Annotated in this window: 24 protein-coding genes and 1 tRNA gene; 14 read left to right on the top strand and 11 right to left on the bottom strand. The window is 68.2% G+C overall.

The annotated features are described in order from the left end of the window. Nucleotides 1–22: 22 nt before the first annotated feature. On the bottom strand, nt 23–1,393 hold the full coding sequence (locus tag AAGI91_05170; GenBank protein ID MEM1042002.1) for an FAD-dependent oxidoreductase: 1,371 nt from the start codon (nt 1,391–1,393) through the stop codon (nt 23–25). 246 nt (nt 1,394–1,639) lie between these two features. Between AAGI91_05170 and AAGI91_05175 the strand changes: the two genes are divergently transcribed. Further along, on the top strand, nt 1,640–2,524 hold the full coding sequence (locus tag AAGI91_05175; GenBank protein ID MEM1042003.1) for an NAD(+)/NADH kinase: 885 nt from the start codon (nt 1,640–1,642) through the stop codon (nt 2,522–2,524). A 90-nt stretch (nt 2,525–2,614) separates the two neighbouring features. Here AAGI91_05175 and AAGI91_05180 read toward each other — a convergent pair whose 3' ends face one another. The 6 genes from AAGI91_05180 to AAGI91_05205 form a co-directional block, all read right to left on the bottom strand. Then, entirely contained in the window at nt 2,615–3,361 is a 747-nt protein-coding gene (locus AAGI91_05180) for a T9SS type A sorting domain-containing protein (GenBank protein MEM1042004.1), read from the bottom strand. Between the two features lie 51 nt (nt 3,362–3,412). After that, complete coding sequence (locus tag AAGI91_05185) at nt 3,413–3,916, bottom strand: hypothetical protein (GenBank protein ID MEM1042005.1); 504 nt, start codon at nt 3,914–3,916, stop codon at nt 3,413–3,415. A 332-nt stretch (nt 3,917–4,248) separates the two neighbouring features. Further along, a tRNA-Asp gene (locus AAGI91_05190) sits at nt 4,249–4,322 on the bottom strand. Nucleotides 4,323–4,510: 188 nt separating this feature from the next. Next, complete coding sequence (locus AAGI91_05195) at nt 4,511–4,708, bottom strand: lasso peptide (GenBank protein ID MEM1042006.1); 198 nt, start codon at nt 4,706–4,708, stop codon at nt 4,511–4,513. A gap of 446 nt (nt 4,709–5,154) precedes the next feature. Then, a complete protein-coding gene (rseP, locus tag AAGI91_05200; protein ID MEM1042007.1) occupies nt 5,155–6,576 on the bottom strand; it encodes an RIP metalloprotease RseP in 1,422 nt (473 codons plus the stop codon). A 78-nt stretch (nt 6,577–6,654) separates the two neighbouring features. Then, nucleotides 6,655–7,860 (bottom strand): 1-deoxy-D-xylulose-5-phosphate reductoisomerase, encoded by a 1,206-nt coding sequence (locus AAGI91_05205; GenBank protein ID MEM1042008.1) that lies wholly within the window; start codon nt 7,858–7,860, stop codon nt 6,655–6,657. Nucleotides 7,861–7,981: 121 nt separating this feature from the next. On the opposite strand from AAGI91_05205, the gene AAGI91_05210 reads away from it, so the two are divergent. From AAGI91_05210 to AAGI91_05235, 6 genes are all read left to right on the top strand, one after another. Next, complete coding sequence (locus AAGI91_05210) at nt 7,982–9,865, top strand: tetratricopeptide repeat protein (GenBank protein MEM1042009.1); 1,884 nt, start codon at nt 7,982–7,984, stop codon at nt 9,863–9,865. 162 nt (nt 9,866–10,027) lie between these two features. Next, entirely contained in the window at nt 10,028–10,408 is a 381-nt protein-coding gene (locus AAGI91_05215; protein ID MEM1042010.1) for a carboxypeptidase-like regulatory domain-containing protein, read from the top strand. A 49-nt stretch (nt 10,409–10,457) separates the two neighbouring features. Continuing rightward, on the top strand, nt 10,458–11,717 hold the full coding sequence (locus AAGI91_05220; GenBank protein ID MEM1042011.1) for an asparagine synthetase B: 1,260 nt from the start codon (nt 10,458–10,460) through the stop codon (nt 11,715–11,717). Beyond that, nucleotides 11,714–12,142: a hypothetical protein gene (locus AAGI91_05225; GenBank protein MEM1042012.1), complete on the top strand. Its 429-nt coding sequence runs from the start codon at nt 11,714–11,716 to the stop codon at nt 12,140–12,142. Before AAGI91_05220 ends, AAGI91_05225 begins: the two co-directional genes overlap by 4 nt. Before the next feature lie 111 nt (nt 12,143–12,253). After that, on the top strand, nt 12,254–12,658 hold the full coding sequence (locus AAGI91_05230; GenBank protein MEM1042013.1) for a cobalamin B12-binding domain-containing protein: 405 nt from the start codon (nt 12,254–12,256) through the stop codon (nt 12,656–12,658). A 93-nt stretch (nt 12,659–12,751) separates the two neighbouring features. Beyond that, nucleotides 12,752–13,681: an NAD(P)-dependent oxidoreductase gene (locus AAGI91_05235; GenBank protein ID MEM1042014.1), complete on the top strand. Its 930-nt coding sequence runs from the start codon at nt 12,752–12,754 to the stop codon at nt 13,679–13,681. 101 nt (nt 13,682–13,782) lie between these two features. Here AAGI91_05235 and AAGI91_05240 read toward each other — a convergent pair whose 3' ends face one another. Beyond that, a complete protein-coding gene (locus tag AAGI91_05240; protein MEM1042015.1) occupies nt 13,783–14,184 on the bottom strand; it encodes an META domain-containing protein in 402 nt (133 codons plus the stop codon). Nucleotides 14,185–14,309: 125 nt separating this feature from the next. Between AAGI91_05240 and serS the strand changes: the two genes are divergently transcribed. Continuing rightward, nucleotides 14,310–15,599, top strand: coding sequence for a serine--tRNA ligase (gene serS, locus AAGI91_05245; GenBank protein ID MEM1042016.1), 1,290 nt, complete (start codon nt 14,310–14,312; stop codon nt 15,597–15,599). A gap of 47 nt (nt 15,600–15,646) precedes the next feature. Here the strand turns inward: serS and mscL are convergent, their stop codons facing one another. Continuing rightward, on the bottom strand, nt 15,647–16,093 hold the full coding sequence (gene mscL, locus AAGI91_05250; GenBank protein ID MEM1042017.1) for a large-conductance mechanosensitive channel protein MscL: 447 nt from the start codon (nt 16,091–16,093) through the stop codon (nt 15,647–15,649). A gap of 321 nt (nt 16,094–16,414) precedes the next feature. Between mscL and AAGI91_05255 the strand changes: the two genes are divergently transcribed. The 4 genes from AAGI91_05255 to AAGI91_05270 all read left to right on the top strand — a co-directional run bounded on the left by AAGI91_05255 (nt 16,415) and on the right by AAGI91_05270 (nt 21,685). Beyond that, nucleotides 16,415–17,857 carry a DUF1800 domain-containing protein gene (locus AAGI91_05255; GenBank protein MEM1042018.1) on the top strand — a complete coding sequence of 481 codons (1,443 nt, stop codon included), beginning with the start codon at nt 16,415–16,417 and terminating at the stop codon, nt 17,855–17,857. Nucleotides 17,858–17,941: 84 nt separating this feature from the next. Beyond that, nucleotides 17,942–19,573 (top strand): DUF1501 domain-containing protein, encoded by a 1,632-nt coding sequence (locus tag AAGI91_05260; protein MEM1042019.1) that lies wholly within the window; start codon nt 17,942–17,944, stop codon nt 19,571–19,573. A 25-nt stretch (nt 19,574–19,598) separates the two neighbouring features. After that, nucleotides 19,599–20,615, top strand: a complete 1,017-nt coding sequence (locus tag AAGI91_05265) for a WG repeat-containing protein (protein ID MEM1042020.1) — start codon at nt 19,599–19,601, stop codon at nt 20,613–20,615. Between the two features lie 50 nt (nt 20,616–20,665). Next, the gene (locus AAGI91_05270; GenBank protein MEM1042021.1) at nt 20,666–21,685 is read left to right on the top strand and encodes a WG repeat-containing protein; all 1,020 of its coding nucleotides are present in this window, start codon (nt 20,666–20,668) and stop codon (nt 21,683–21,685) included. Nucleotides 21,686–21,770: 85 nt separating this feature from the next. Here the strand turns inward: AAGI91_05270 and AAGI91_05275 are convergent, their stop codons facing one another. Then, nucleotides 21,771–23,813: an acyl-CoA dehydrogenase family protein gene (locus AAGI91_05275; protein ID MEM1042022.1), complete on the bottom strand. Its 2,043-nt coding sequence runs from the start codon at nt 23,811–23,813 to the stop codon at nt 21,771–21,773. 366 nt (nt 23,814–24,179) lie between these two features. Here AAGI91_05275 and AAGI91_05280 point away from each other — a divergent pair, with 366 nt between their 5' ends. After that, the gene (locus AAGI91_05280) at nt 24,180–24,608 is read left to right on the top strand and encodes a LapA family protein (GenBank protein ID MEM1042023.1); all 429 of its coding nucleotides are present in this window, start codon (nt 24,180–24,182) and stop codon (nt 24,606–24,608) included. A gap of 1 nt (nt 24,609) precedes the next feature. Continuing rightward, on the top strand, nt 24,610–25,818 hold the full coding sequence (corA, locus tag AAGI91_05285) for a magnesium/cobalt transporter CorA (GenBank protein ID MEM1042024.1): 1,209 nt from the start codon (nt 24,610–24,612) through the stop codon (nt 25,816–25,818). A gap of 39 nt (nt 25,819–25,857) precedes the next feature. On the opposite strand, the gene AAGI91_05290 is transcribed toward corA, so the two are convergent. Then, on the bottom strand, nt 25,858–26,211 hold the full coding sequence (locus tag AAGI91_05290; GenBank protein ID MEM1042025.1) for a four helix bundle protein: 354 nt from the start codon (nt 26,209–26,211) through the stop codon (nt 25,858–25,860). Nucleotides 26,212–26,382: the final 171 nt, after the last annotated feature.

A 26,382-nucleotide genomic window follows, 5' to 3' on the forward strand; every position in this document is an offset into this window, starting at 1 on the left:
GTTGCATGTCCTGCGCCTGCCGCTACGAGCCGGCCAGCACGTCCAGCCGCTGCCGCCAGCCGCGCCGGCGCTTGAGCGTGAGCGAGCGGCCCGTCTGGCGGTTATACTGCGCGACGAAGTCGGCCTCGTGCTGCGGGGTGAACTCCGGGTCGAAGTTGGCCGCGCCGAGGTTCTGAAGCACGGTCTCGATGCCGGTCCCCTCGGTGATCCAGTGAGTGCACACGTCGTGGCGGTAGCGGATGCCCATCACGTTGACGGCCGTGAGCCGGGGCACCGCGGCCCCGTCGCCCGACGTGTCGGCGGCGAAGGCGTAGTTGAGGCGAATCGCCTTCTCGGCCGTCGGGTGCTGCCAGTAGAGCGTGCGCTCGTGCTCGGGGAGCGTGGTCTGGAGGCGGCCGTAGACCTGCCACTCGAGGTCGAAGAACTTGGCCGAGTTGAAGAACACGCCCGGCGCGTAAGGCCGCACCCGGTCCGTGATCCCGAAGGCGGCCGTCGCGCCCTGCTCGCGGCCCGCGTACCACAGCGGTTCGAGCGGCGGCCGCTCGGGCGGCGGCGTCCGGTGCTGTGCGCAGTCGCCGGCGGCGAACACGCCCGGCACGTTCGTCTCCATGTACCGGTCGACGAGGATGCCCCGGTCAGTCTCGATCCCGGAGCCTTCGAGAAACCTGATGTTCGGGGCCACGCCGATCGCGATGCCGACCCACTGCGCCCCGACCTCGTCGCCGTGATTGGTGCGCACGGCGCGGACGCGGCCCGCGTCGTCCGTCAGCACCTCGGCCAGTTCGGTCTTCAGCCGGAGGTCGATCCCGCGCGCGCGGATGTGGTCGTTCACCATCCGCCCTTCCTCTTCGGGAAGCGCCGCCGGGAGGTACCAGTCGCTGCGTACGAGCAGCGTCACGCCGATCTCGCGCGTGTGGAGCATCTCCGCCAGTTCGACGCCGATCAGCCCGCCGCCGACCACAACCGCGTGCTGCACCCCGGCCGTGTCGGCCTCCATCCGGTCGAGGTCCTGCATGCTGTAGAAGCCCTGCACGCCGCGCGCGTCCTCGCCCGGCCAGCCCGCGAAGCGCGGCACCGAACCCGTCGCCAGGAGCAGCTTGTCGAAGCGCAGCGTGCCGCCGGACCGGAGATGCAGGCACCTAGCGTCGGTATCGACCCGCTCGACGTAGTCGCGGAGCAGGTCGATCCGGTTCTTTTTCCAGAACCCGTCTTCGTAGGGCTTAGTGTGGGTGTAGGTCATGTCGCCCATGTAGATGTACATGAGCGCCGTGCGCGAGTAGAAGTGGTCGGTCTCGGCGGAGATGACCGTGATCCGGGCCCCGGCGTCCAGCTTGCGCACATGGCGCGCCGCAGTGATTCCGGCGATTCCGTTCCCGATGATGACGAGGTCCATAAGCAGGCAACGCGCGGTGGGTGATGCTTCTGCGGAGCATACTGTCTTTAGCCTAACATACACCAGCGCACCTCCTTAGGGTATCACGAACGCATCAAGGGACGTCACGAAGAGGTCAAGTCGCCCGGCCGCGGACCTCATTATCATCGGTCAGCCGCCTCCCGCATCTAGCGAGGGGCTGCCGAACCAGAGCCGCCTGCTGCCTATCTTCGGCTCCCGACTCTCGACCCCGGACTTCCGCCTCTCATGGTCTATGGCATCACCGGCAACACGAACAAGGAGAAGCTCTGGCAGCCCGCTGCCGACCTGATCCGCTGGCTCCAGAGCGAGGGCCTCCCCTTCTGCCTCGACCGGCGCGTCGCAGCCGGCCTCGCCGAGCGCGGCCTGATCGCCTCAGCCACCGCCGGGGCGTGCCGCACCGACGACCTCGCCGAGACCTCTGACCTCGTCCTCTCGTTCGGGGGCGACGGGACGCTGCTCAATGCGGCCCACCAGATTGGCACGCGCGAGACGCCGGTCCTCGGGGTCAACATCGGGCGGCTCGGGTTTCTGACGAGCGCCGAGGTGGCGGAGGCCGAGCAGGCCATCCGGCAGATCGAGGCCGGGCTGCACGAGGTCGAGGAGCGCGAGGTGCTGGAAGCGACGGTCGACGGCCGGGCGGACCCGCCGCGCTGGGCGCTCAACGACTTCGTCGTCGCCAAGAGCGGCTCTGCCTCGATGATCGACGTGCAGGTCCACGTCGACGGCTACTACCTCAACGACTACTGGGCCGACGGCCTCATCGTCGCCACGCCGACCGGCTCGACGGCCTACTCGCTCGCCGCGGGCGGCCCGCTCCTCGCACCCGACTCCGGCGCGCTCGTCCTCACCCCGATTGCCCCGCACACGCTCACCACACGGCCCATCGTTTTCCCCGGCCGCGTCGAGGTCACCCTCCGCGTCACCTCCCGCGCCGCGTCGTTCCTCCTCGCCCACGACGGCACGAGCGACCTCATCGAGTGCCCCGAGGCCGGCGAGGGCGGCGTCGAGATCACCGTGCGCCAGGCCGCTCACCGCGTCCGGCTCGTCCGGCTGCCAGGGCGGGGCTACTTCCAGACGATCCGCGACAAGCTCTCCTGGGGCCAGCGCTGAGCTGCTCCGCGAACGAGCACACCACGGGAAAGCGGCGGCCGGGGAGGTCCCCAACCGCCGCTCCAGGCTTCGACGCCTTCGGTGCTGCGTCTAGCGCGTCAGGCTGAGCTGGCCCGAGGTCAGCTGCGTGCCGGCCCGGAGCTGCCACACGTAGACACCCGAGGCGAGGTCCCGCGCGTCGAACGTCGCTGTGTGCACGCCGGCCTCCTGCGTGCCTTCGGCGAGCGTGGCGATCTGACGGCCGCGCATGTCGTAGATGACGAGGCGCACGTCGGTGGCCTCATCGAGGGTGTAGCTGATGCGTGCTTCGTCGGGCGTCGGGTTCGGGTAGACCGAGACACCGAGCGCTTCGGCCGTGGCGGCGGCTTCGAGGCGGGACGCCTCCGTCATGCCGGCCGTAGCCGGGCCGTTGGGCACCGGCTCACCTGGACGCGCCAGCGGGCACGGCCCCGACGTAAGCGAGCCGGTGAAGCCGCCCGTAGTGCCGGCGCTGCTGACCCAGTCGCCGCTGTAGGTGAACGGGAACGACCCACCCGCGACGTTTCCGTTGTACACGAACCAGTCCGTTCCGCCCTGCGACGCGTCGAGGTTGATCGCCGTCAGGACGTGGTGCCGGATCGTTGTGTTGCTCTGCCCACGACCGCCGGCAACGACTCCACCAGCAGCGTAGACATTGTCGATAGTGCCCACGATGAGGTCAGTCGCGTTGTTGTTGACGACGATCTCCCACTGGTAGTTGAAGTTGTCGACGAAGCAGAAGGTGCCGGTCTGCGCTGTGGCGCTCGTGCCCGCGAGGGCGAACGCGGCAGCGAACAGGAAGAGGTAAAACGTTTTCATGAGTACGGGAAGTTGAGGTAAAAGAGGTTGCGAGCTAGACGGCGGAGCTTCCTAGCGGTCGCTGGTGAGCGTTGCCGGAGCCGACGCCGGGCCGCCGGGGACAGGCTCCGCCTGGCGCGCGAACGGGCACGGGCCCTGCACGAGTGGGCCGCTGAAGGTGCCCGTCGAGCCGATGCTGTTGGTCCAGTCGCCGCTGAAGGTGAACGGGAACGAGCCGCCCGTCACCGTACCGTTGTAGGTGAACCAGTCCACGTTGCCGTTGCCGTCGGTGTCTCCGGGGTCATCGGCGAGGTCAGGGTTGATCGCTGTCAGGTTGTGGTGCCGAATCGTCGAGCTGGCCTGCCCGCGACCGCCAACGGAGGCATACAGCTGGCCGTTGAAGTCGCCCACCGACGCCTCGCCGACAATGAGGTCGGTGGCGTTGTTGTTGACGACCACCTCCCACTGGTAGCCGAAGTTGTCGGAGAAGCAGAACGTCCCGGTCTGTGCCTGCGCGCCGGGGGCCGCCGCGAACGCGAACGCTGCGGCAACGATGAAGAGATAGAACGTCTTCATGGGTTGAAGGGGGTCTGGGTGTATGAAGGAAAAAGCGGAAGCCTCGAAGTCTCGTTCCCGCATCCACGGCCACACTGCTTGCCCCGAGCACCCCGCTACCTACTATTCGAAATTTTGGGGCCTAGAGGGTCATTCCGGTAAATTTTTTTTCTATAGGGTCCTATTTTCGCTACGTCTCAGGCCTATAAATATCAAATACAGCCATGAGGCGGTCTTACGGGACATGTCGGCACAGAGCAAAAAAGCCGAAGCGCCTTGCGTGATCCTTCCGCAAGGCGCTTCGGCTGTTCCCTGGAGTGCCTGCCACACAGGCACCTACGCTCTAGCCTGGGCGGTCCGGACGGGACTCGAACCCGCGACCTCCGGCGTGACAGGCCGGCGTTCTAACCAACTGAACTACCGGACCGGCTCGGGCACCTTGCTGCGCGGCCCGAAGACGACTAAAGCGACTGCGTAGTATACCCCTCCCGACCGAACCGGAGCAAGAGCGGCCCACCTGCTCACACGATTTTTATGGACCCGCTCGTCCCCACGCAACGCGGGCTCCGAGGGTGGTCCCCGGAGCCCGCGTCACATCTGGAGGCTGCGTGCACACTACGGCTTGCCGCCGTCGTTGAACTCGCAGAGTTCAAACTCAGTGGTCGGGCACTGGTTGATCGAGTTGAGCCCTTCCTCGATCACGTTGCCGTCCACGTCGAACGACTGGTCGCCCGTGAAGGGGTCGCCCAGCGTCGCCGTGATCGCGGCCACGTCGCCGTACTCGGTGAGCTTGGGTGCGCTGTAGGTCTTCATGAAGAGGTACCTCGTAAAGGGTTGATGTAAGCGTGCTGCGAAGCCCTGCTCTACCAGAAGTCCACCCAACGCACCCCCGACCTCATTGACGGGCTGCATTGTCGCAGCAACGTTACACGCGCCGCCCCAACGTCCGCTTTCTCAGCAGAAAACGGCTGTTCCCCGCGCGGTGTCTCACAACGTGCGGCCCGCTATCTCACGATGGTAGACCGCGCTACCCCGAGAACATTATACCGCCTCTGAGGATTGTTGCCTCACTCTCATGTCATGCCCGCGCAGGCGGGCATCCATCAGGCGGCGGCGCTTCACACAGGGGAGTGCATGGGTCCCCGCCTGCGCGGGGACGACCTCGTGTAGGTGAGACACTATCCTGAAGAACTGGTATTATTAACCTGTTACTGCCGCGCCTCGAGCGCCTGCTGCTGCGGCAACGTCCACGCCACCCCCTAGAGCCGCGTGAAGTCATTGAAGATCACGAACGCCATGAACGCCAGCAGCAGCACGAAACCAATCTGCTGCACCACCACTCGGACCCGGACCGAGGGTTCTCGGCGGGTGATGCCCTCGTAGAGCAAGAACACCAGGTGCCCGCCGTCGAGCACCGGGATTGGCAGGATGTTGAACACGGCGAGCGCGATCGAAAGGTTGGCGACGAGAAACCAGAACTGCTCCATGCCGGCATCGGCGGCCTGCTTGGTGGCCTGGGCGATCATCACCGGGCCGCCGACGCTCTCGCGCACGTCGTCCTTGCCGGTGAAGAGGCGGCTGATGAGGCGGCCGTAGAGCGAGATCCAGTTCCACGCCTCGGCGCTGCCCGCCACGACGGCCTCGCCGAGCCCGTAGCTCCGCTGCCGGAGCCCGAAGACCGCCTCCAGCATCTCGCCGCCCGGGGGGTACACGCCGAGCACGAACCGCTCTGGCCCGCCGTCCTGGCCGTCGGTGCGGTTGGGCGTCAGCGGCGCTTCGTAGATGGCCTCCCCTGCCCGCGACTCGACCGGCTCTAGGTCCGCGTCCTCGGCGGCGAGCGAGTCGGGACGAGCCCAGCGGACGGCGACGGGCTGGCCCTCCGTCCGCTGGATCAGGTCGGCCATCTGCTCCCAGAACGCGACGGACTCGTCGCCGATGGTGAGGATGCGGTCGCCGCGCTGGAGCCCGGCCTCGGCGGCGGGGCCGCCCGGGACCACGTCGCCGACGAGCGCAGGGAGCGCGGTCACCCCGAACCGGCCCTTCGCCGCGTTGAGGCGCGAGGCGAAGTCCTCGGGGGCCGTCACGGTCACGGGCTCGCCTGCGCGCTCGACGGTGAAGGTCGCCCGGTCGGCTGCGAGGGCTTCGATCCCGCCCGTCGGGTTGAACGCCTCCACCGGGTCACCGTTGACGGCCACGAGCCGGTCGCCCGTCTCGAGCCCGATCTCGGCCGCGAGCGAGCCGTCCTGGACGTAGATCGCCTCGACGTTGTCGTTCGGGATGTAGGTCTCGCCGTAGCCCCACTTGATCCCGATGAAGATGGCGAAGGCCAGGACGATGTTGAAGACGACGCCGGCGATGATGACCACGATCCGCTGCCACACCGGCTTGGCGCGGAACTCCCACGGCTCCGGCTCGCGGTCGGCGAAGTCGGTGTCCATCGACTCGTCCACCATCCCGGAGATCTTGACGTAGCCGCCGAGCGGCACGGCTCCGATCCGGTACTCGGTCTCGCCGACGGTCTTGCTGACGATGCGCGGCGGAAAGCCGATCGAGAACTGCTCGACCCGCATCTTGAAGAGCTTAGCTGCGAGGAAGTGGCCCAGCTCGTGGATGAAGACGAGGATGCCGAGCGCGAGGCCGACCCAGAAGATGTACTGGAAAATGGTGACGACGAGGTCCATCGGCGGGGTCTTGGTCAGTGGTCAGGTGCTGCCGTGTGCCAACGGGCAGCCAACCGGCGAGCGTACCCGAGGCTCCGGCTAGACCGTGAGGCTTCCGTGGAGTTCCCGCACGCGGGCGCGGGCCTCGCGGTCTACGGCCTCGAGCGCGCCGAGCGAGTCCGGCCGGCTGGTGCCTGCCTGTTCGAGGGCGGCTTCGACGAGGCGGGGGATGTCGGTGAAGCCGATCTGCTCCTCCAGGAAGAGGGCGACGGCGACTTCGTTGGCGGCGTTGAGCACAGCGGGCGCGGTGCCGCCCGCGTCGAGCGCGTCGAAGGCGAGGCGGAGGCACGGGAAGCGGGCGAGGTCCGGCTCCTCGAAATCGAGCCGGGCGAGGTCGGACCAGTCGATGCGGGGGTGCGGGGCGGGCCAGCGGTCGGGGAACGAGAGGGCGTACTGGATCGGGACGCGCATGTCGGGCACGCCGAGCTGCGCCTTCGCTGAGCCGTCGTTGAAGGTGACGAAGGAATGGATAATCGACTGCGGGTGGACGAGGACGCGGATCTGCTCTGGCCCGAGGTCGAACATCCACCGCGCCTCGATCACCTCCAGACCCTTGTTCATTAGCGTGGCCGAGTCGATCGTGATCTTGGCCCCCATGTCCCAGTTGGGATGGTCGAGCGCTTCCGCCTTCGTGATCGCCTCGAACGTCCCGGCTGGGCGCGTGCGGAACGGCCCGCCCGAGGCCGTCAGCGTGAGCGTCTCGACCGACCCCGGCGGCTCGCCGACGAGGCACTGGAAGAGCGCCGAGTGCTCGCTGTCGACCGGCAGCACGGCCGTGTCGTGCCGCGCCGCGAGGTCGCGCACCAGCTCGCCGGCCACAACGAGCGTCTCCTTGTTGGCGAGGGCGATCCGCTTCCCAGCCCGGATCGCGGCCAGCGTAGGCCGCATCCCCGCGAACCCGACGACGGCCGAGACGACCGTGTCGGCCTCGCCTGCTCGCCCGACGGCCTCCATCCCCTCGTCGCCCGTCAGCACCTCGACGCCGGTCCCGGCGAGGGCATCGCGGAGGCCGGGGGCCCGCGCCGCGTCGCGGAGGGCGACGAACTGCGGCCGGAACGCCCGCGCCTGCTCGGCCAGGAGGTCGGCGTTGGTGTGGGCAGAGAGCGCGACCACGCGGAACCGCTCGGGGAAGAGGCGGACGACCTCCAGCGTCTGCGTGCCGATCGAGCCGGTGGAGCCGAGGATGGCGAGGCCGCGGGGGCCGGCAGCGGGCAGCCGGACGGGCGCGTCGAGGCGAGGCAGCATGGGAAGCGGCGGGTGTCGAGGGTCGGGCACCGAGAGTGCGGGCGCGCGGCGCTGAGAAACAACAAGCGGCGAAACATACGCGTTGAGGCTCCATACCACAACGCCGCGCTCCCGGCTCACCATGCACGTTCGCTTTTTTACCGCTCTCTTCGTCGCGCTGCTTGCCACGCCGGTTCTCCCCGCGCTCGCGCAGCAAAACAACGGATGGACGATCCAGCGCCGGGGCGGTGAGGAGCAGGGCAAATTCCGGCTCGCCGACGCCTACCTCCGCGCCGGGCAGACCGACCGCGCCCTGGCGATGCTCGAGGACCTCCTCGCCGCCGAGCCTAACTCGTTCCCGGTCTACGACAAACTCAAGGAGGCCTACGTCACCGCCAAGCGCTACGGCGACGCACTCGCGCTCATCGAGAGCCGCATGGAGCAGACGGCCGCGACCCCGAACCTCCTCGCCGAGCAGGGCCGCCTGCACTTCCTGAACGACGACCCGGAGGCCGCCGCCGCCGCGTGGCAAGCGGCCTTCGACTCCGCCCCGGCGCGCGCCTCGACCTACCAGCAGGTCGCCACGGCGCAGATCACCGTACGGCTCTACGACGACGCCGTCGCCACGCTCCTCCAGGGCCGCGCCCGCACCGGCGACCCGGCGCGCTACCGCATCCGCTTGGCCGACCTCTACGGCCGAACGGGCAAGCAGGAGCAGGCCTTCGAGGAGTACGCCGCACTCCTCGGCGGCGACCCGCAGCGGCTCAGCTTCGTGCAGTCGCGCATCGGGCAGATGTTGGAGCAGGACGGGGCCGACGCGGCGTTCACAGCCGCGCTCGAACGGCTCATCCGGCGCGAGCCGCTCGTCCTCCCCTACCGCGAGCTCGCGGCCTGGCTCTACGCCGAGACCGGCGACTTCGGCGCCGCGCTCGACGCCGTCCGCGCCCTCGACCGGCTGCGCAGCGAGCAGGGCCAGAGCCTCTTCGTCTTCGCTGAGTCCGCCCTCAGCGCCGAGGCCTTCGACGAAGCGCTCGCCGCCTACCAGATCGTCCTCGACCGCCACGCCGACGGGCCGATGGCTCCGTTCGCGCTCCTCGGCACGGCCTTGCTCCACGAGCGCCGCGCCGAGGCAGGCGGCGAGCGCGCCTTCGACGCCGGCGGCAACCGCATCCCGGCGACCGACTACGACGCCGCGCTCGCCCGCTACGAGCAGTTTCTCCGCGAGCACCCGACGCACCCGAGCCAGCCGGTCGCGCTCCGCCGCCTCGCGGGCCTGCAGAAAGACGTGCTCCGGGACTACGGCCAGGCCGAGGCGCTCCTGCGCGACATCCTGCGCCGCTACCCGGACGGCGAGGTCGCCGCCGAGGCCCGGCTCGATCTCGGCGAGGTGGCGATTCTGCGCGACGACCTCGTGGCAGCGCGCACCGCGTTCGCGGGCGTGGAAGAGGGCGAGCGGATCGGCGAGGCGGCGGAGCGGGCGCGGCTCGAACTCGCCCGGCTCGCGTTCTACGAGGGCCAGTTCGAAACGGCCAAGCTGCGCACCCAGGCGATGAACCGCAACACCGCCACCGACGTCGCCAACGACGCCATCGAACTCAAGCTGCTCGTCTCCGAGAACACCGGGCCGGACTCGACAAACGCCCCGCTCCGCGCGTTTGCCCGCGCCCGGCTGCTCCAGCGCCAGCAGCGCCCCGCCCTCGCCCTCGACGCCGTGGACAGCCTCCTCGCCGCCGCGCCCGGCCACAAGCTCTCCGACGAAGCCCACTTCCTCCGCGCCGACCTGCTCCGCGCCCTCGGCCGCTTCGACGAGGCCCTCGACGCGCTCGACGCCTTCCCCGGCCAGTTCGGGGACAGCCACCTCGCCGACCACGCCGTCTTCACCGCCGCCGAACTCCAGGAACGGGACCTCGCCGACCCGCAAGCCGCCATCGCCGGCTATGCCGACCTCCTCGCCCGCTACCCCGGCTCCCTCCTCGCCCCCGAAGCCCGCGCCCGCATCCGCCGTTTGAGAGGAGACGGAGTATGAGCCTGTCGGAAGGATTGAGGGACTTGAGGACTAGGAGATTGAGGTCTCGCTGTCTAGCTTCAAATAGTCATCCCCGCGAAGGCGGGGATCCAGAAGCGTAGCCAAACCGGTAGATTCCCGCCTTCGCGGGAATGACGAGACATAGACTTTACGGCTGGCCGCATGCGAATCTTCTTAGTCCTGCTCCTCATGCTTCTCGTCGCTGGATGCGACGCTGTCATCGGTGACCCCATCTGCACTGGCGAGTTCGTACCGGGGTTGAGGGTCTCGGTGCGAGATGCCGACACCGGAGAACCCGCCGCCTTCGAGGCTCTCGGCATCGCCCGTGACGCTGGCTTCGCCGACACGCTCGGCACGTACGACGAGGTGCCCCCAGAGCCGGGTGACCTCGATCTGCTCGGTGCGTGGGAGCGCGCGGGGCGCTATGACGTCACGATCAGCAAGGCTGGATACCAGACCTGGCGACGCGAGAACGTCCGCGTCACCGAAGACGAGTGCCACGTCCGCACTGTCGAACTCGAAGCTCTACTCGAACGGGAATAGGACCGACCCTTTCTTCCCGCTCTCCCTGTTCTTACCGCTCCAACTCGCTATGCGACTCCTCAACCTCCTCGCCGTGCTCCTGCTGCTCCCAGTCCAGGCCAGCGGCCAGGACCTCCTCATCCCAATGGACGAGCGGCAGAGCGACCATCTCAAAGCGTACGGCGCGGTCTACTGGGCGCTCGACCGGGGGATGAGCGTCGAGTGGCTGCTGAACTACCGGGGCGGGTCGTTCCTCGCAGCGGGCACGGACGTGCTCCAGCAGGAGCTCCGCATCCGCGGCGTGAGCTTCGAGCCCCTCGGCGGCGGGCAGGCCGCGCAGGTCATCGCCGAGGTCGAGAGTCCCGGCTCCAACACGAGCGTGGTGCGGCTGGAAAAGGCCCCGCAGATCGCCGTCTACGCGCCCAAGCAGTCGCTCCCCTGGGACGACGCCGTGACGCTCGCCCTCACCTACGCCGAGGTGCCGTACGACCTCGTCTACGACCCCGACGTGCTCGACGACAAGCTCAGCGAGTACGACTGGCTGCACCTCCACCACGAGGACTTCACCGGGCAGTACGGCAAGTTCTTCGCCTCCTACCGCAACGCGGCGTGGTACCGCGAGCAGGTACGCGACGCCGAGGCCAGCGCCCGCGCCTACGGGTTCAGTAAGGTCAGCGAACTCAAGCTCGCCGTCGCCGAGAAGATCCGCGCCTACGTCGCGGGCGGCGGCTTCCTCTTCGCGATGTGCTCCGGCACCGACACCTTCGACATCGCCCTCGCCGCCCGGGGGCTCGACATCGTCCCGCAGGAGCTCGACGGCGACACGTTCGACCCCGACGCCGCCGGCCGCCTCGACTATTCGCGGACGCTCGCCTTCCAGAACTTCCGCCCGAGCTTCAACGCCCTCGAGTACGAGCACTCCGACATCGACGTGACGCCGCCGCCGCAGCTCCGCAACCCGGCCGTGGACTACTTCACCCTCTTCGACTTCTCCGCCAAGTGGGACCCCGTCCCGACGATGCTCACCCAGAACCACGTCGCCACCGTCAAGGGCTTCATGGGGCAGACGACCAACTTCCGCAAGCACCTCGTCAAGCCCGGCGTGGTCGTCCTCGCCGAGGCACCGGGGCGCGGCGAGGTGCGCTACCTCTACGGCCCGCTCGGGCAGGGTTTCTTCGCCTTCTACGGCGGCCACGACCCCGAGGACTACCAGCACTTCGTCGGCGACCCGCCGACGGACCTCGCCCTCCACAAGCACTCGCCCGGCTACCGGCTGATCCTGAACAACGTCCTCTTCCCGGCCGCCAAAAAGCAGAAGCGCAAGACGTGATCCGACTCTTCTTCCTCGTCCTCCTCGCAGCTAGTGCCGCGCCCGCTGCGGCGCAGTTCGGCATCGGCGGGCAGGTCGGCGACCCGACGGGCCTCGCGCTCCGCTTCGGGGCCGGCCCGAGCGCGTTCGACCTCGCCGCCGGGTGGGACCTCGACGATGACCGTCTCTTCGTACAGGGGCACCTGCTGCTGCGCGAGCGCCGCGTCCCCGGCGCGGCGGCCGACCTCCGCTACTTCTACGGCCCCGGTGCCTTCCTCAGCGCCGCCGACGACCGGGACACCGGCGTCGGCTTCAGCTTCAACGCCGGACTGGGATTTCACACCGGCCCCATCGAGATTTTCGGCCAGCTCACCCCGCGTCTCGCTCTCGCGCCGGACACCGACTTCGACCTCGGCGGCGCGCTCGGCCTGCGCTACTATCCGTGACCGGGTGGGTGCCGTTTGCTCCTGTGGTCACGGAGGTGAAGCGAGTGCCGTAGTTTTGCCTCGTGGCGCCGCTGCCCCACTCACCCAATCGCCGGTTCAATCAATCACCCAATGGAATCCCGTCCGATCCGCGTACTCATGGCCAAGATCGGCCTCGACGGGCACGACCGAGGTGCGAAGGTCGTGGCCGCCGCGCTGCGCGACGCGGGGATGGAGGTGATCTACACCGGACTGCGCAAGACGCCGGAGCAGGTCGTCTCGGCGGCGCTGCAGGAGGACGTGGACGTGATCGGCGTCTCGATCCTCTCAGGCGCGCACGGGACCGTCTTCCGCAAGCTCCGCGACGGGCTGGAGGCCGAAGGCATGGGCGACGTGGTGGTGATCGGCGGCGGGGTGATCCCGGGCGAGGATATCCCTGAGCTGGAGGCGATGGGCGTCGGCAAGGTCTTCACGCCGGGGACGCCGCTGGCCGAGATCGTAGCGTACCTTCGAGAGGCGGTCGTGCACGAGGCGTGATGGGCGAGGGTACCCGCCGAAACGTGGGATACTGAAATCACGCATCACGTCTCCAGGCACTCTCTCGAAACCGGCTCAACGCTACCCACCCCCGTGCCTCCCCTTTACCAGCGCGTCCTCCTCACCGGTGCCAACGGCCTCGTCGGGCAGGCGCTCGTCGAGCGGCTCAGCGCCGAGCCCGAGGTGGACCTGCTAGCGACGGGCCGCGACCCCCGGCCGCGCTTCACGGCCGGCTCGTGCGGCTACACGCCACTCGACATCACCGACGCCGAGGCGGTCCGGCGGCTGTTCGTGGACTTCGCGCCGGGCGTGGTCATCAACTGCGCGGCGGTGACGAAGGTGGAGGACGGCGAGGCCAACCGCGACGCCTGCTGGACGGTCAACGTCGACGCCGTGGCCGCGCTCGGCGAGCGCTGCAAGGCGCACGGGGCCCGCCTCGTCCAGCTCTCGACCGACTTCGTCTTCGACGGCACCGCCGGTCCCTACGACGAGCGCGGCCGGCCCGACCCGATCAACTTCTACGGACGCTCCAAGTGGGCCAGCGAGAACGCCGTCCGCGCCGCCGGCCTCCGCCGTTGGACCGTCGTCCGCACCGCGCTCGGCTTCGGGACGGGCGCGGCGCTCCGCCGGTCCAACTTCGGCCTCTGGCTCACCGACCGTCTCCAGCGCAGCGTCCCGACTGAGGTCTGCACCGACCAGCTCCGCACGCCGACCTACATCCCCGACCTCGCCGACGGGATCGCCCGCGCCGTCCGCCTCGGCAAGAACGGGCTCTACCACCTCGCCGGGCGCGAGATCATCTCGGTCTTCGACTTTGCCCGCCGCCTCGCCGAGCGGTTCGACCTCGACCCGGCGCTCCTCACCCCGACGACGACCGACGTGCTGCACCCGGACGCACCGCGCCCGCTCCGCACCGGGCTGCTGATCCTCAAAGCCGAGACCGAACTCGGCTACAAGCCGCGCGCGCTCGACGACGCGCTCGACCACTTCGGCCGGCGGCTCGGGATTCCGGTAACGCAGTAGACGGTCAGACGGTGGCGCGGAGCGCGGCGGCCTTGCTAGCTTAATCGGTTTTCGTCCACTGTCCCACTGTCCCACTGTCCCACTGTCCCACTGTCCCACTGTCACTCGGCCTCGAAGCGGAAGATGCTCAGTGCGTCGTCGCGGTCGGCGATGAGGAGGAGACCGTCGTCGGAGAGCGAGAAGGCCACACGGTCGGCAGCCCCGAGGCGCGGGCCGAGGTCGAGCATGCTGGGGCACGCCCGCTCGGTGCAGCCCAGGAGGCTGAAGTCGAGTTCGTTGCTGGCGCGTCCGATGCGCCCCTCGCACCGGTTGCAGGACTCGATCTCGACGGCGGTGTCGCTCGTGAACCGAATCGACGCCGGTGCCAGCGCCGTGCTGTCGCCCGGCGGCAGCGCGATCTCGCGGAGCGCCCACCCTACGCCGACGAGGTCGTTTTCGAGGTTCTCGTCGTCGCAGCCGGTTGCACTGAGCGCGAGGGCCAGAAGGAACAGGCGGAGGAGCATCGGGTCGGCGGGAGGCGGAGAGACAAAGGTAGCGTGAACATCGGCAGCCGCGCCGGCAAATCAACGTGACGCACGGCGGGCGGTGATATTTTGACGGTCTCTTTTTTTACCTTGCAATAACAGCCATGCTCGACCTTCAGACCCTCCGCGGCGACCCCGAGCGCGTCCGCCAAGCCATGCGCGACAAAAACCTCGGCGACCCGGCCAGCGTCGACCGCGTGCTCGACGTAGCCGAGCGGCGCCGCGCTGCCCAGACCGAGCTGCAAGAGGCCCAGACCGAACTCAACGCCTCGTCGAAGCAGATCGGTCAGCTCATGGGGGCCGGCAAGCGCGACGAAGCGCAGGCCCTCATCCAGCGGACGGGCGAGTTGAAGGAGCGCGTCAAGGAACTGGAGGACGAACCTCGGCGGCTGGAAGACGAGCAGCGCCGCCTCCTGCTCGACATCCCCAACCTCCCTCACCCCAGCGTTCCCGTCGGCGGGGAGGACGCGAACGTGATCGACGCCGAGGTCGGCGACAAGCCCGCCTTCGAGTTCGCGCCGAAGCCGCACTGGGAGCTCGCCGAGCAGCACGGCGGGACCGCGAGCGGTCCCATCGTCGACTTCGAGCGCGGGGCGAAGGTGACGGGCGCGGGCTTCCCGTTCTACGTTGGCCGGGGCGCGCGCCTGCAACGGGCACTCATCCAGCTTTTCCTCAACCTCGCCACGGAGGCAGGCTACACCGAAGTCCAGCCGCCGCTTCTCGTCAACGAAGCCTCCGGCATCGGGACGGGCCAGCTTCCCGACAAGGAAGGGCAGATGTACCAGGTTGAGCTAGACAGCCTCTTCCTCGTCCCGACCTCCGAGGTCGCGCTCGTCAACTACCGCCGGGGCGAAATCCTCGACGCGTCCGACCTGCCGGTCCGGTACACGGCTTACACGCCGTGCTTCCGGCGCGAGGCCGGGAGCTACGGCAAGGACGTGCGCGGCCTCAACCGGCTCCACCAGTTTGACAAGGTCGAACTCGTCGAGTTCTGCCACCCGGACGAGAGCTATGACCGACTGGAGGTGCTCCGCAAGGTCGCCGAGCGCGCGGTCCAGACGCTCGGCCTTCCCTACCGCCGCCTGGTCCTCGCCACCGGCGACATGGGGATGACCCAGACCAAGACGTACGACCTCGAGGTGTGGAGCGCCGGCCAGGAGCGCTGGCTCGAAGTCTCGTCGGTCAGCAACATCGAGGCCTACCAGGCGCGGCGGGCGAATATCCGGTTCCGCGACGAGAATGGCAAGCCACAGTTCGTCCACACGCTCAACGCGAGCGCCCTCGCTCTTCCCCGCATCGTCGCTGCTCTCCTGGAAAACAACCAGCAGGCCGACGGCTCGGTCGCGATCCCCGAAGCGCTGCGCGCCTACACGGGCTTCGACCAGATCGGATGAAGCGGACCGCGTAGGGGTGACCGGCCGGTCGCCCCCACCGTGGACGATCAGGCGGTATCGGGCTGCTTGAGGAGGTCTCGGATCTCGGTCAGCAGTTGCTGGTCGGCGGTCAGTTCCGGCGCGGCCGGCTCCTCGGCGACCTCTTCCTCGGCCTCGCGCTTGAGGTTGTTGACCCACTTGACGAAGATGAATACCGCGAAGGCGACGATCAGGAACGAGATGACAGTGTTGATGAACACGCCCCAGCTCATCGTGACAGCGCCGGCGGCGGTGGCCGCTTCGAGCGTGGCGTAAGGGCCGGCGGGGTCGCCCTGTTTCAGCACGGTAAAGATATTGGCGAAGTCGACGTCGCCGAGGAGCAGGCCGAGCGGCGGCATGAGGATGCCATCGACGAGGGCCTTGACGATCGTCCCGAAGGCTGCGCCGATGATGATGCCGACGGCCATGTCGACGACGTTGCCCTTGACGGCGAACTCTTTGAACTCGTTCCACATAGGAGGTTAGGGGCTGAGGTGGGTGATAGACAGCGCAGCGGGCACGCTACCCTTCCGACGCAGCAAGGTATTGATCTACTGTCACTTCTTCAAGGGGGCCGGGTATTTCGAAACGCGGGGGTCTTTAGCGCTTGCGGGGTGTCGTGCTGGCTGGCGATAGTCTCCGCCTATTAGACCGTGACTTTTCTACCGGGCGGCAGCACCCGAAACAGGACTCAGCCCGGGTCTCGCTCGGGCGAATGCTTCCTCTGGGATTGCCTGCACGCCTGCATGAATCGTCGCCGTTTCCTTTCGCTACCTACCGTTTCCGCATCGCCGGCGTTGGCCGAGGCGTCTGCGACGGCTGCGGGTGCGCCGCCGCCGGTCGCGGGCGGGCTGGAACCATTCGTTCCGTCCGCATCCGCACCCTGGGACGAGCGGAGGGCCTCTCACCTCCTGCGCCGCCTCGCCTTCGGGGTCGGCGTGCCGGACCTGAACGAGGCGCTCTTTCGCAGCCCGTCCGATGCCGTCGCCTTCTTCGTCCAGCAGGCGCTCGACCGGCCGCTGCCCGACACGCCGCCGTGGTACGACTCGGTCCCGAGCGGCAACCAAAACATCGACTGGCTCTACGAGTGGCAGGAGGGCTGGTACGCCGAGATGCGCGCCGGCGGCCTCCGCGAGAAGATGACCCTCTTCTGGCACGACCACTTCGCCACCGAGTCGAACGTCTACGGCCTCGCGCCCTACGCCTACCAGTACGTCACCCACCTCCGCGCCCACGCCCTCGGCAGCTTCCGCACGCTCCTGGACGGCGTAGGCACGCTGCCCGCGATGCTGATCTACCTCGACGGGCGCTACAACGTGGCCGCCGATCCGAACGAGAACTACGCCCGCGAGCTGTGCGAGCTGTTCACGATGGGGATCGGGCACTACACGCAGGACGACATCGCCGAACTCGCGCGGGCGCTCACCGGCTGGCGCGTCAACGAGTCGACGCTCTCCTCCTACTTCGACGCGGCGCGCCACGACGACGGCCAGAAAACGATCTTCGGGCAGACCGGGCGGTGGGACTACGCCGGTGCCCTCGACCTCATCTTTGCGCAGCGCGCACTCGAAACGGCCCGCCGCCTGTGCCGCAAGCTCTACGCGTGGTTCGTCTACGGCGTCCCGAACGAGTCGATCGTCAACCAACTCGCTGACCAACTGATCGCCGGGAGTTGGCAGATCGCGCCCGTCGTGCAGCGCCTGCTCTCGAGCGCGCACTTCTTCGACGAGGTGTTTATCGGAGCGCGGATCAAGGACCCGAGCGAGTTCCTCGTCGGGCTCGTGCGGGAACTGGACATCCAGCCCTCGGACGCGGTCTGGTCGTCCTACCGCGAGCTGGGGTTCGCGCTCGGCCAGGAGCTACTCAATCCGCCGAACGTGGCCGGCTGGACTGGCTACCGGACGTGGATCACAACCGGCACCGTCCCCGAGCGGCAGCTCGTTTCGAGCCGCGCCCTCTTCGGCGGCGGCCCCTTCGACGAGTACGACCCGCTTCCGCTCCTCGACCAGATCACGGACGCGACGAACGTCTACTCCATCGCCGACGACCTGCCAGCGTTCCTTCTGCCCGCCGCCGACTTCAGCGGCGAGGACCGCGACTACCACGTCGAGCTGCTCCTCGTCGGCGCGCCCTACTACGAGTGGCCGTTCCTGCTGCAGACCACGCCGGAGATCGCGCGCGAGCGCCTGCGGACGCTCCTCAACCACCTCGTTTCGCTCCCCGAGTTTCAACTGACGTAATGAGGCACCGCGGTGCTTCGTCTGCCCGCCGCCTTGCGCGCAGCATACGGCCATCCTCGTTTCCTGACCGGTTCTACCTACTTCATGTGTGATCACCACAGCCACCCTGCCCCTCCGACGCCGGCCGAGCGCGCGATTGCCCTCGAGCATGGGCGCGCCCACGACCGCGACCACGCTGCGTGGAGCCGCCGCGACTTCCTGACGCGGACCAGCGTCGCTGCCGGGGCCGCGCCGTTCCTGCTCGGCGGGCGGCAGGTGCAAGCGTTTGGGCATGCGCCGCTGCTGCAGCGCCTCGCTCGGCTGACGGGCAACCGTTCGCTCGTGATCGTCCAGATGGCAGGCGGCAACGACGGGCTCAACATGATCGTTCCCGTCACGAACGACCGCTACTACCAGCTCCGCCCGACGATTGCGCTCTCCCGCGACGAGACTGTCGCCCTCGACAGCGAGACCGGACTGCACCCGGCGATGGGCAGCCTCGAATCGCTCTGGGGCGACGGAAAGATGGCCGTCGTCCAGACCGTCGGCTACCCGTCGCACAACCTCTCGCACTTCCGCTCAACCGACATCTGGGCCTCCGGCAGCAGCGCCGACGACCAGGTCCGCACCGGGTGGACGGGCCGCTACTTCGACCAGCGGTATCCCAACTACGCCTTCGAGCCGCCCGACTTCCCGGTAGCGATCCGCATCGGCGGGGCCACGTCCACGCTCACGCGCGGGGCGGACCTCTCGATGGGCATGAGCCTCTCGAGCGCCCGCCAACTCTCCGACCTGGCCGAGGGCGGCGTGCTCTACGACGAGGCGGCGGTACCCCCCACCGCGCACGGCGACGAGCTGAGTTTCATCCGCTCCATCTTCAACGCCTCGTTCCGCTACCGCGACGCCGTTGTGGAGGCGTCCGAGGCCGGTGCCAACCGCGTCGAGTACCCAGACGACTCGTTCGCCGAGACGCTCGCGGTGATCGCCCGGCTCATCAAAGGCAACCTCGGAGCGCGGCTCTACGTGCTCCAGATCGGCGGCTTCGACACGCACTCGAACCAGCTCGAACGCCACCAGGTCATCCTCGGCCGCCTCGCCGAGGGCATGACGGCGTTCTACGCTGACCTCGCCGCCGACAGCGCGGCGGACGACGTGCTCGCGATGACGTTCTCCGAGTTCGGGCGGCGCGTCGACCAGAATGGCTCGGCCGGGACCGACCACGGGACAGCAGCCCCGATGATGCTCTTCGGCGGCGGCGTCAACGGCGGCTTCTACGGCGACGCGCCCGACCTCCTCGACCTCGACAACGCTGGCAACCTGAAGCTCTCGGTCGATTACCGGCAGGTCTACGCGACGCTGCTCTCCCACTGGTTCGGGCTGACGTCGAGCGAGGCGAGTCAGGTGCTCTTCGACGACTTCGACACTCTGCCCTTCGTGGCCAACCCCGTCGACACAGAGAACGCGCCGGCCGCCCCCGACTTCGTGGTCGAGGGCAACTACCCGAACCCGTTCACCGCGCACACCACGATCCGCTTCCGCCTCGCCGAGGCCGGGCCGGTGCGCCTCCGCGTGCTCGACGTGCGCGGCCGGACGGTCGGCACGCTTGCCGACGGCCCTCACGCGGCAGGCGCTCACGCCCTGCGGTTCGACGCCCGCGACCTCCCGAGCGGGACCTACTTCTACCACCTCGACACGCGGCGCGGCGCGCAGAGCCGCCCGATGACTCTCGTCCGCTGACCGGCAGCCACAACTGATTCTCGCCATGTCCAAACGCCTGAGCACCTCACTCCTTTTCGCCGCCCTCCTTGTCGCCGGGTGCGACGCCGTCGGAGACGGAGACAGTCCCGACACTCCCATCGCCGGTGAGCCGATTTCCGAGGCTGCGGGCTATCCCGTGGTGGTGGACGAAGTGTGGGGCTTCGTCGATGCCCGCGGTAGCCTCCTCGTCCAGCCTCAGTTCGACTCGGCCGATGACTTCGCGGGCGGGTTCGCCGCCGTGCGCATCGGCCCGTTCTGGGGGTTCGTGAACGAAGGCGGCGCCGTCGTCGTCGAGCCGCAGTTCGACTTCGCCGGGCGCTTCGGCGACGGGCTGGCTCCTGTCCGCACGGTGGACGGCTGGGGCTTCATCGACGCCACCGGCGCGTTCGTCGTGGAGCCGCGGTACGACAACGCCCGGTCGTTCGCCGAGGGGCGCGCTGCCGTGCGCGACGGGCTCCGCTGGGGGTACATCGACGCCACCGGTGCCGTCGTCGTGGAGCCGCAGTTCGCTTCGGCCGGCGACTTCTCCGAGGGGCTCGCGCCGGTCGAGACGCTCGACGGCTGGGGCTACGTCGACCCGGCCGGGAGCCTGGTGATCGCCGCCACCTACGGCGAAGCCGGTGCCTTCAGCAACGGGCGCGCGCCCGTCCTGATCGGCGACGGATGGGGCTTTGTGGACACCCAGGGCAGCGTCCTCGTCAACCCCCGGTTCGACGCGGCCGGCTCGTTCGGCGGAGGCATCGCGCCGGTGCGCGTGGACGGGCGCTTCGGCTATGTGGACACGGCGGGCGACCTCACGATCACCCCCCAGTTCGACGAGGCCACGCCGTGCCAGCAGGGCCGCGCCGCCGTGCTCCTTGGCTCGCGGTGGAGCTACATCGACTGCGCCACCGGCCTCATCATCACCACGCCGCGCTTCTCGGCGGCCTTCCCGTTTCAGGGCATCGCCCGCGTCGAACTCGACCAGCGGATCGGCTACATCGACCGCAACGGAGACTACGTCTGGCAGCCCACCGAATGATAAGCGATTCGTCCTTGACGGCCGACAGCTACCCCAACCTCTCAACCGCTATGAAACACTCCCTCTGGCTTTTGCTTTTCTTCCTGCCGCTCTGGACGGCGTGCGACTCTGCTGAGTCGGGCGACGCCGGGCCGGACATGCCGATCGGCGCAGACGCGGCCCCCAGCCTCTTCCCCATCGAACGCAGCGACCGCTGGGGCTACATCGACGCCGAAGGGCAGATCGTTGTGCAGCCCGAGTACTTCGCCGCCCTCGACTTCATCGGTGAAGTCGGACCGGTTCGGGGCCGCAGCAACGGCAGCAACTTCTGGGGCTACATCGACGCCGAGGGCACGCTCCGCTTCGACCTGCCCGTAGACGAGGCATTCCCCTTCGCCGAGGGCCTCGCGCGCGTGCGCATCGGCGGGCGGCACGGGTTCGTCGACACCGAGGGGCGCTATGCGATCAACCCGTACTTTGAGCAGGCGGACGACTTCTCCGGCGGCCTCGCCCGGGTCCGGCTGGGCGGACGCTACGGCTACATCGACCGCACCGGTGGCCTCGTGATCGAGCCCGAGTACTTGCAGGCCGAACCCTTCGCCGAAGGTCTCGCTCTGTTCGAGCAGGGCGACGAGTTCGGCTACCTCAGCCCCGACGGCGCGACGGCGATCGAGCCGCAGTTCGACCAGGCTCGCTCGTTCTCCGGTGGACTGGCCGCCGTCAAAGTCGGGGACAACTGGGGCTTCATCGACGACACCGGCAGCTTCCTGATCGACCCGCAGTTCATCAGCGCGGGTGACTTCGGCGACGGGCTTGCGCCGGTCCGCACGGAGAACCAGTGGGAGTACGTCGACTCGCAGGGGCAGCGCGTCCTCGGCCCTGCGTACGACGAGGCGCGTCCCTTCGCCGAAGGCCGCGCCGCCGTGGCGGTAGAGGGCCAGTGGGGCTTTATCGACACCGCCGGCACGTTCGTCCGCAACCCTACCTTCGACGAGGTGGACGCGTTCCGGGGCGGCGTGGCCCGCGTGTGGATAGGCGAGCGGATGGGCTACATCGGACTGGACGGAGCCTACATCTGGCTCCCCGAGTAGCACACCCCGGATAGCAGACGCTACGCAACGAGAAGGGGGGTGCCTTGGCCAAGGCACCCCCCTTTTTCGTGTCTAGAGCCTTCGCTTACGCCTTCTCGGGCGAGGGTGTGCTCTCCGGGTTCAGCGTCGCAGCCGCACCGTCGCCCGCGCTGCCGTCGCCTCCGGCGTAAGCGTCGCCGGGGAACTGCTTGACCGACTCGGCCTGGACGGCCCGGCCGGTGCCTTTGGCCTCGGGAGCAGACTCGTGGATGTAGTAGTCGGCGTTGGGCTCGGTGTCGGTCAGCGCGTACTGGGCCTGCGCGGCCTCGACCATCGAGACGTCGGCGTTGCGGCTGAGGCCGCGGACGTTCTCGCGGATCTGGAGGTCGGCGAGGCGGAGGAAGTGGAGCGCCGCCGCCTTGTCGCGCTCGAAGGCGGCCCCGCGCTCGCCGGCCCGGAGCTGGCCGTCGAGCTTCGAGAGAACGCAGGCCCAGGCGTACATCAGCATCGCGTTGTCGGCGAGGCGCGCCTGCATCACCTGGCGCGTGACGATGGTTTCCTCCAGCCGCTTCGAGGTCAGCTTGAACTCGCGGCTGTGGGTCTGGACGTGCCGGGCGAGGAGGTCGGCCTGGCCCTGGAGCGCTGGGTGGAGCCGCTGCACGTTCGCCTTCGGGCGCTTCTTGCCGATGAAGATCTCAGCGGCCAGGGGCGTCCCCTTCTTGACGATGTCCGGGTTGACGGCGCTGGCCACGATCCGCTTGATGTTGTCGAGCGCGCCCGACTCCTCGTCCCACTCGACCGCGTTGAGCACGCCGAGCATGTACTCCGCGAGCTGCTTGCCGCCGTAGGCGAAGACACACGACTGCATCACCTCGTTCGATCCTTCGACGATGCGGTGGATGCGGTTGTCGCGCCAGAGGCGGTCGTACTCGTTCTCGGTCACGTAGGCCTCGCCGCCCATGATCTGCATCCCGGCGTCGATGACCTCCCAGCCGTAGTGCGAGCAGAACACCTTGCACGCGGCGGTCTCGACCATGATGTCCTTGTCGTGCCGGTCGAGGAAGCCGCACGTCATGTAGAGCATCGCGTCCATCGCGTAGCAGAGCGCGGCCATCTTGGCCACGTTCTGCTGGACGAGTTCGAACTCCGAGATCGGGCGGTTGAACTGGTAGCGCGTGCGGACCCACTTCGCGGCCTGGTCGCGCGCCTGCTTGGCTGCGCCCGTGACGCCTGCCGAGAGCGTGCAGCGCCCGTAGTTGAGGCACGTCAGCGCGACCTTCAGGCCCTGCCCCTCCTTGTGCATCCGCCGGGCGACGGGTACCTTCACGTCGTTGAAGCGGATGCGCGCCTGCCACGTCCCGCGGATGCCCGTCTTGGAGCGGTTCTTCTGGAAGATGTCTACGCCTTCCATGTCCGGCGTGACGATGAGCGCGGTGACGCCGGTCTTCGTCTTGCCCGTTTTGGGGTCGGTGAGTTCCTGCTTGGTCATCACGGTGAAGAGGCCCGCGAGCGCGCCCGACGTGGACCACTTCTTCTCCCCGTTCAGGATGTAGTGCGTGCCGTCCTCGCTGAGCCGGCAGTAGGTCTCCTGGCCTGCGGCGTCGGAGCCGACCTGGGGCTCGGAGAGGCAGAACGCGGAGAGCTTCTCGCGCGCCACGAGGGGAAGGAGGTCCTTCTTCTGCTCCTCCGTCCCGAAGAGCATCAGCGCCTTGCAGCCGATCGACTGGTGCGCCGAGACGACGACAGCCGTCGAGCCGCACGTCCGCCCGATCCGCTCCAGGATGCGGTTGTAGCTCGCCACGCCGAGGCCGAGGCCACCGTACTCCTCCGGGATCGTCATGCCGAGCACGCCGAGGTCGAAGAGCCTTGCGATGGCCCACTCGGGGATCTCCTCTTCCTGGTCGATCTGGACTGTGGGGTGCTCGTTCTCGAGGTACTCGTCGAGCCGGGCCAGGAGGGCGTCACACGTAGCCTTCTCGTCTGCCGGGACCTGGGGGTAGGGGAAGACGAGGTCTTCGCGGATGCGGCCCCAGAACATGTTCTTGATGAAGCCCATCTCTTCGGGCTCCGGCCCCATCATGGTCTCGGCCTCCTGGATCATCTGCTGATCTTTGGCGGAGACGCCCTTCATCTGGGAAAGAATAGACATGGTGCGGTTCGGTAGGTGATAGCGTAAGGAAAGCGCAGGAGGTACGCAGTGCCCGGAAGCGCTTCTGCCTCGAACGAGCGTGGCCCCCGTCGGGTCCAGCGGCGAAGAGAAATATCGTGTGAACGGGAACAGAGATACGACGGTGGGGAAGGTTGGTTCGGCGAGGAGCGCGCACGCGGCTGTCGGTCCCGCTGGATTCTCCGCCGTGCGGGAGGCCAGCCCTGTTCCTCTCGTTCTACTCATTCTCTCTATTCCTCACTTCCTCGCCCTCCGCTTCCTTCGCGCCGGCAACACCCGTCCCCCGCCGTACCGTCTTTTTTCGTTAATTACCGGTGTCCGTTCCGCTCATCCCCCCGAGGCTTCTCTATGCGCTTCGCGCTCATCCTCTCCCTCCTCGTCGCTATCATCGCCGTCGTGTTCGCCTTCCAGAACCCGGAGCAGGTAGACGTCGAGTTTCTGACCTTCCAAAGCGTCCCGGTCCCGCTCGCGCTCGTCATCATCGTCTCGCTCCTGGTCGGCGTGCTGCTCGGCTCCGTGGGCTCGATTCCCAGCCGGCTGCGCGCGCGCGGGCAGATCAAGACGCTGAAGCGGCAGCTCGCCGAGCGCGACGCGCCGCCGGCCGCTGCGAAGCCGACGCCGGTGGTCGACACGCACCCGCCCGCGCTCTCGAACGCGCCCGCCGCGTCGGGCGGTGCAGCCGAGACGGAGCGCATCGCTGCCGAGACCCGGCGCATGGCCGAGGACGCGCAGCGGCGCGCCGCCGAGGCGGAGCGCCGCGCCGACGGTAACCTCTAGCATGGCGTCGGATCCCACCTCGGACAATCTCTTCCGGCAGGCGCAGCGGCAGACCCGGCGCCTGGAAGCACTAGGGCGCGGCCTCGGGCGCGAGATCGTCCGCCTGCCGCTCCGCACGATCGGCCTGATCGAGCATCCGGCCTCCCCTCGCCGCGTCGGCCAGGTTCCGGGGGCGCTACCTGAACTGCCCGAGGACCAGCGCGTTGCCTCGCGCATCTCGGTCACCCACTACACCGAGGACCAGATCGACGAGGCCAGCGGCGTGACAGTCGCCGAGGCGGCGGCCCGGAGCCAGAAGCCGGGTGTGGCGTGGATCGACGTCGTCGGCGTGCGCGACCCGCAGACGATCCGCGCACTCGGCGAGGCGTTCGGGCTGCACCCGCTCGTGCAGGAGGACCTCGTCAACACGACGCAGCGGCCCAAGCTGGAGACCTACGACGACCAGCTCTTCATCGTCGCCAAGATGATCCAGGCCGGGACGCTGGGGACTCCGGACGGCGAGGCGGCGCGGCAGGAGGCGCGCGTCGAGCAGGTCGGGATCGTCCTCGGGCCGGGCTACGTGATCTCGTTCCAGGAGCGCGAGGGCGACGTGTTCGAGCCCGTCCGCGAGCGCCTCCGCGCCTCGGCCGGCCGCATCCGCTCGGTCGGGGCGGACTACCTCGCCTACGCGCTCCTCGACGTCATCATCGACCACTACTTCGTTGTAATCGAGGGCATCGGCGAGCACATCGAAGTGCTGGAGGAGGTCGTCCTCAACAACCCGCAGCCGGAGGTGCAGGCCGAGATCAACGGCCTCCGCCGCGAGGCCATCTTCCTGCGCCGCTCGATCTGGCCGCTCCGCGAGGTCCTGAGCGCACTCCTGCGCGACGAGTCGCCGCTCGTCGAGGAGCGGACCAAGCTGTTCCTCCGCGACGCCTACGACCACACGATCCAGGTGGTCGACCTCATCGAGTCGTTTCGCGACGTGCTGTCGAGCCTCGTGGACCTCTACCTCTCGTCGCTCAGCCACAAGATGAACGAGGTGATGAAGGTGCTCACCGTCATTGGCTCGATCTTCATCCCGCTCTCGTTCCTGACCGGGCTCTACGGGATGAACTTCGCCTACATCCCCGAACTCCAGGTCGAGAACGGCTACTTCTACTTCCTCGGCGCGATCGGCCTCCTGCTCGTCGGGATGCTGGCCTACTTCAAACGCAAGGACTGGCTGTAGGGAGCTTCGAGGGGCGAGTGTCGAATGGCGAGTGGGACTTTAGGCGTTGCGGCGTGCCGTCTTCTTGGAAGCTACCGTGATGGCGAGCAGTTCCTCTGCCTCTTGGTGCAGCCGCGCACGCTGGGCGGCATCGACTTGGTCGTCGCCGAGCGCTTGGATGACTTCGAGCCAGTACGCAGACTCGTCGGCTTCCTCTTCCACAATGGATAGTTTGGCGATGAAGTCGCGGCGAGAGCGGGCACGGCAGGCTGCCCGGTAGTTCGCTCCCACTGACGACGCGCTCCGCATGAGCTGCCGCCCGATGACCCCGTACTCGTCCTTCGGAGGTAGGCTTGAACAAAACCTGATGACGGCCACGGCAAACTGCTTCGTGCGATCCTTGAGCGGCTGCATGTCGAGTGTCTGTTGAGTAGAAGCACCCACCTAGAGCTTGTTAGCAACTTGAGAGGCCCTGATGGCGCAGAAACGCTGTTCTGCTACTGTTACCTCCTCACATCGAGTCATTCCCGACCCTGATCGGGAATCCAGAAGGCGTACTACAAGCTCTGGATTCCCGCCTGCGCG

It is taken from the genome of Bacteroidota bacterium (genome assembly GCA_038746285.1).
Lineage (GTDB): Bacteria > Bacteroidota > Rhodothermia > Rhodothermales > JANQRZ01 > JANQRZ01.

Excerpts from the sequence above, each read along its gene's own strand:
- AAGI91_05260 (MEM1042019.1), top strand. The coding sequence starts at position 17,942 with ATGTGTGATCACCACAGCCACCCTGCCCCTCCGACGCCGGCCGAGCGC.
- AAGI91_05175 (MEM1042003.1), top strand. The coding sequence starts at position 1,640 with ATGGTCTATGGCATCACCGGCAACACGAACAAGGAGAAGCTCTGGCAG.
- AAGI91_05270 (MEM1042021.1), top strand. The coding sequence starts at position 20,666 with ATGAAACACTCCCTCTGGCTTTTGCTTTTCTTCCTGCCGCTCTGGACG.
- rseP (MEM1042007.1), bottom strand. The coding sequence starts at position 6,576 with ATGGACCTCGTCGTCACCATTTTCCAGTACATCTTCTGGGTCGGCCTC.
- AAGI91_05265 (MEM1042020.1), top strand. The coding sequence starts at position 19,599 with ATGTCCAAACGCCTGAGCACCTCACTCCTTTTCGCCGCCCTCCTTGTC.
- AAGI91_05290 (MEM1042025.1), bottom strand. The coding sequence starts at position 26,211 with ATGCAGCCGCTCAAGGATCGCACGAAGCAGTTTGCCGTGGCCGTCATC.
- AAGI91_05195 (MEM1042006.1), bottom strand. The coding sequence starts at position 4,708 with ATGAAGACCTACAGCGCACCCAAGCTCACCGAGTACGGCGACGTGGCC.
- AAGI91_05220 (MEM1042011.1), top strand. The coding sequence starts at position 10,458 with ATGCGACTCCTCAACCTCCTCGCCGTGCTCCTGCTGCTCCCAGTCCAG.
- serS (MEM1042016.1), top strand. The coding sequence starts at position 14,310 with ATGCTCGACCTTCAGACCCTCCGCGGCGACCCCGAGCGCGTCCGCCAA.
- AAGI91_05240 (MEM1042015.1), bottom strand. The coding sequence starts at position 14,184 with ATGCTCCTCCGCCTGTTCCTTCTGGCCCTCGCGCTCAGTGCAACCGGC.
- AAGI91_05280 (MEM1042023.1), top strand. The coding sequence starts at position 24,180 with ATGCGCTTCGCGCTCATCCTCTCCCTCCTCGTCGCTATCATCGCCGTC.
- AAGI91_05275 (MEM1042022.1), bottom strand. The coding sequence starts at position 23,813 with ATGTCTATTCTTTCCCAGATGAAGGGCGTCTCCGCCAAAGATCAGCAG.
- AAGI91_05205 (MEM1042008.1), bottom strand. The coding sequence starts at position 7,860 with ATGCTGCCTCGCCTCGACGCGCCCGTCCGGCTGCCCGCTGCCGGCCCC.
- AAGI91_05170 (MEM1042002.1), bottom strand. The coding sequence starts at position 1,393 with ATGGACCTCGTCATCATCGGGAACGGAATCGCCGGAATCACTGCGGCG.
- AAGI91_05215 (MEM1042010.1), top strand. The coding sequence starts at position 10,028 with ATGCGAATCTTCTTAGTCCTGCTCCTCATGCTTCTCGTCGCTGGATGC.
- AAGI91_05210 (MEM1042009.1), top strand. The coding sequence starts at position 7,982 with ATGCACGTTCGCTTTTTTACCGCTCTCTTCGTCGCGCTGCTTGCCACG.
- corA (MEM1042024.1), top strand. The coding sequence starts at position 24,610 with ATGGCGTCGGATCCCACCTCGGACAATCTCTTCCGGCAGGCGCAGCGG.
- mscL (MEM1042017.1), bottom strand. The coding sequence starts at position 16,093 with ATGTGGAACGAGTTCAAAGAGTTCGCCGTCAAGGGCAACGTCGTCGAC.
- AAGI91_05180 (MEM1042004.1), bottom strand. The coding sequence starts at position 3,361 with ATGAAAACGTTTTACCTCTTCCTGTTCGCTGCCGCGTTCGCCCTCGCG.
- AAGI91_05230 (MEM1042013.1), top strand. The coding sequence starts at position 12,254 with ATGGAATCCCGTCCGATCCGCGTACTCATGGCCAAGATCGGCCTCGAC.
- AAGI91_05185 (MEM1042005.1), bottom strand. The coding sequence starts at position 3,916 with ATGAAGACGTTCTATCTCTTCATCGTTGCCGCAGCGTTCGCGTTCGCG.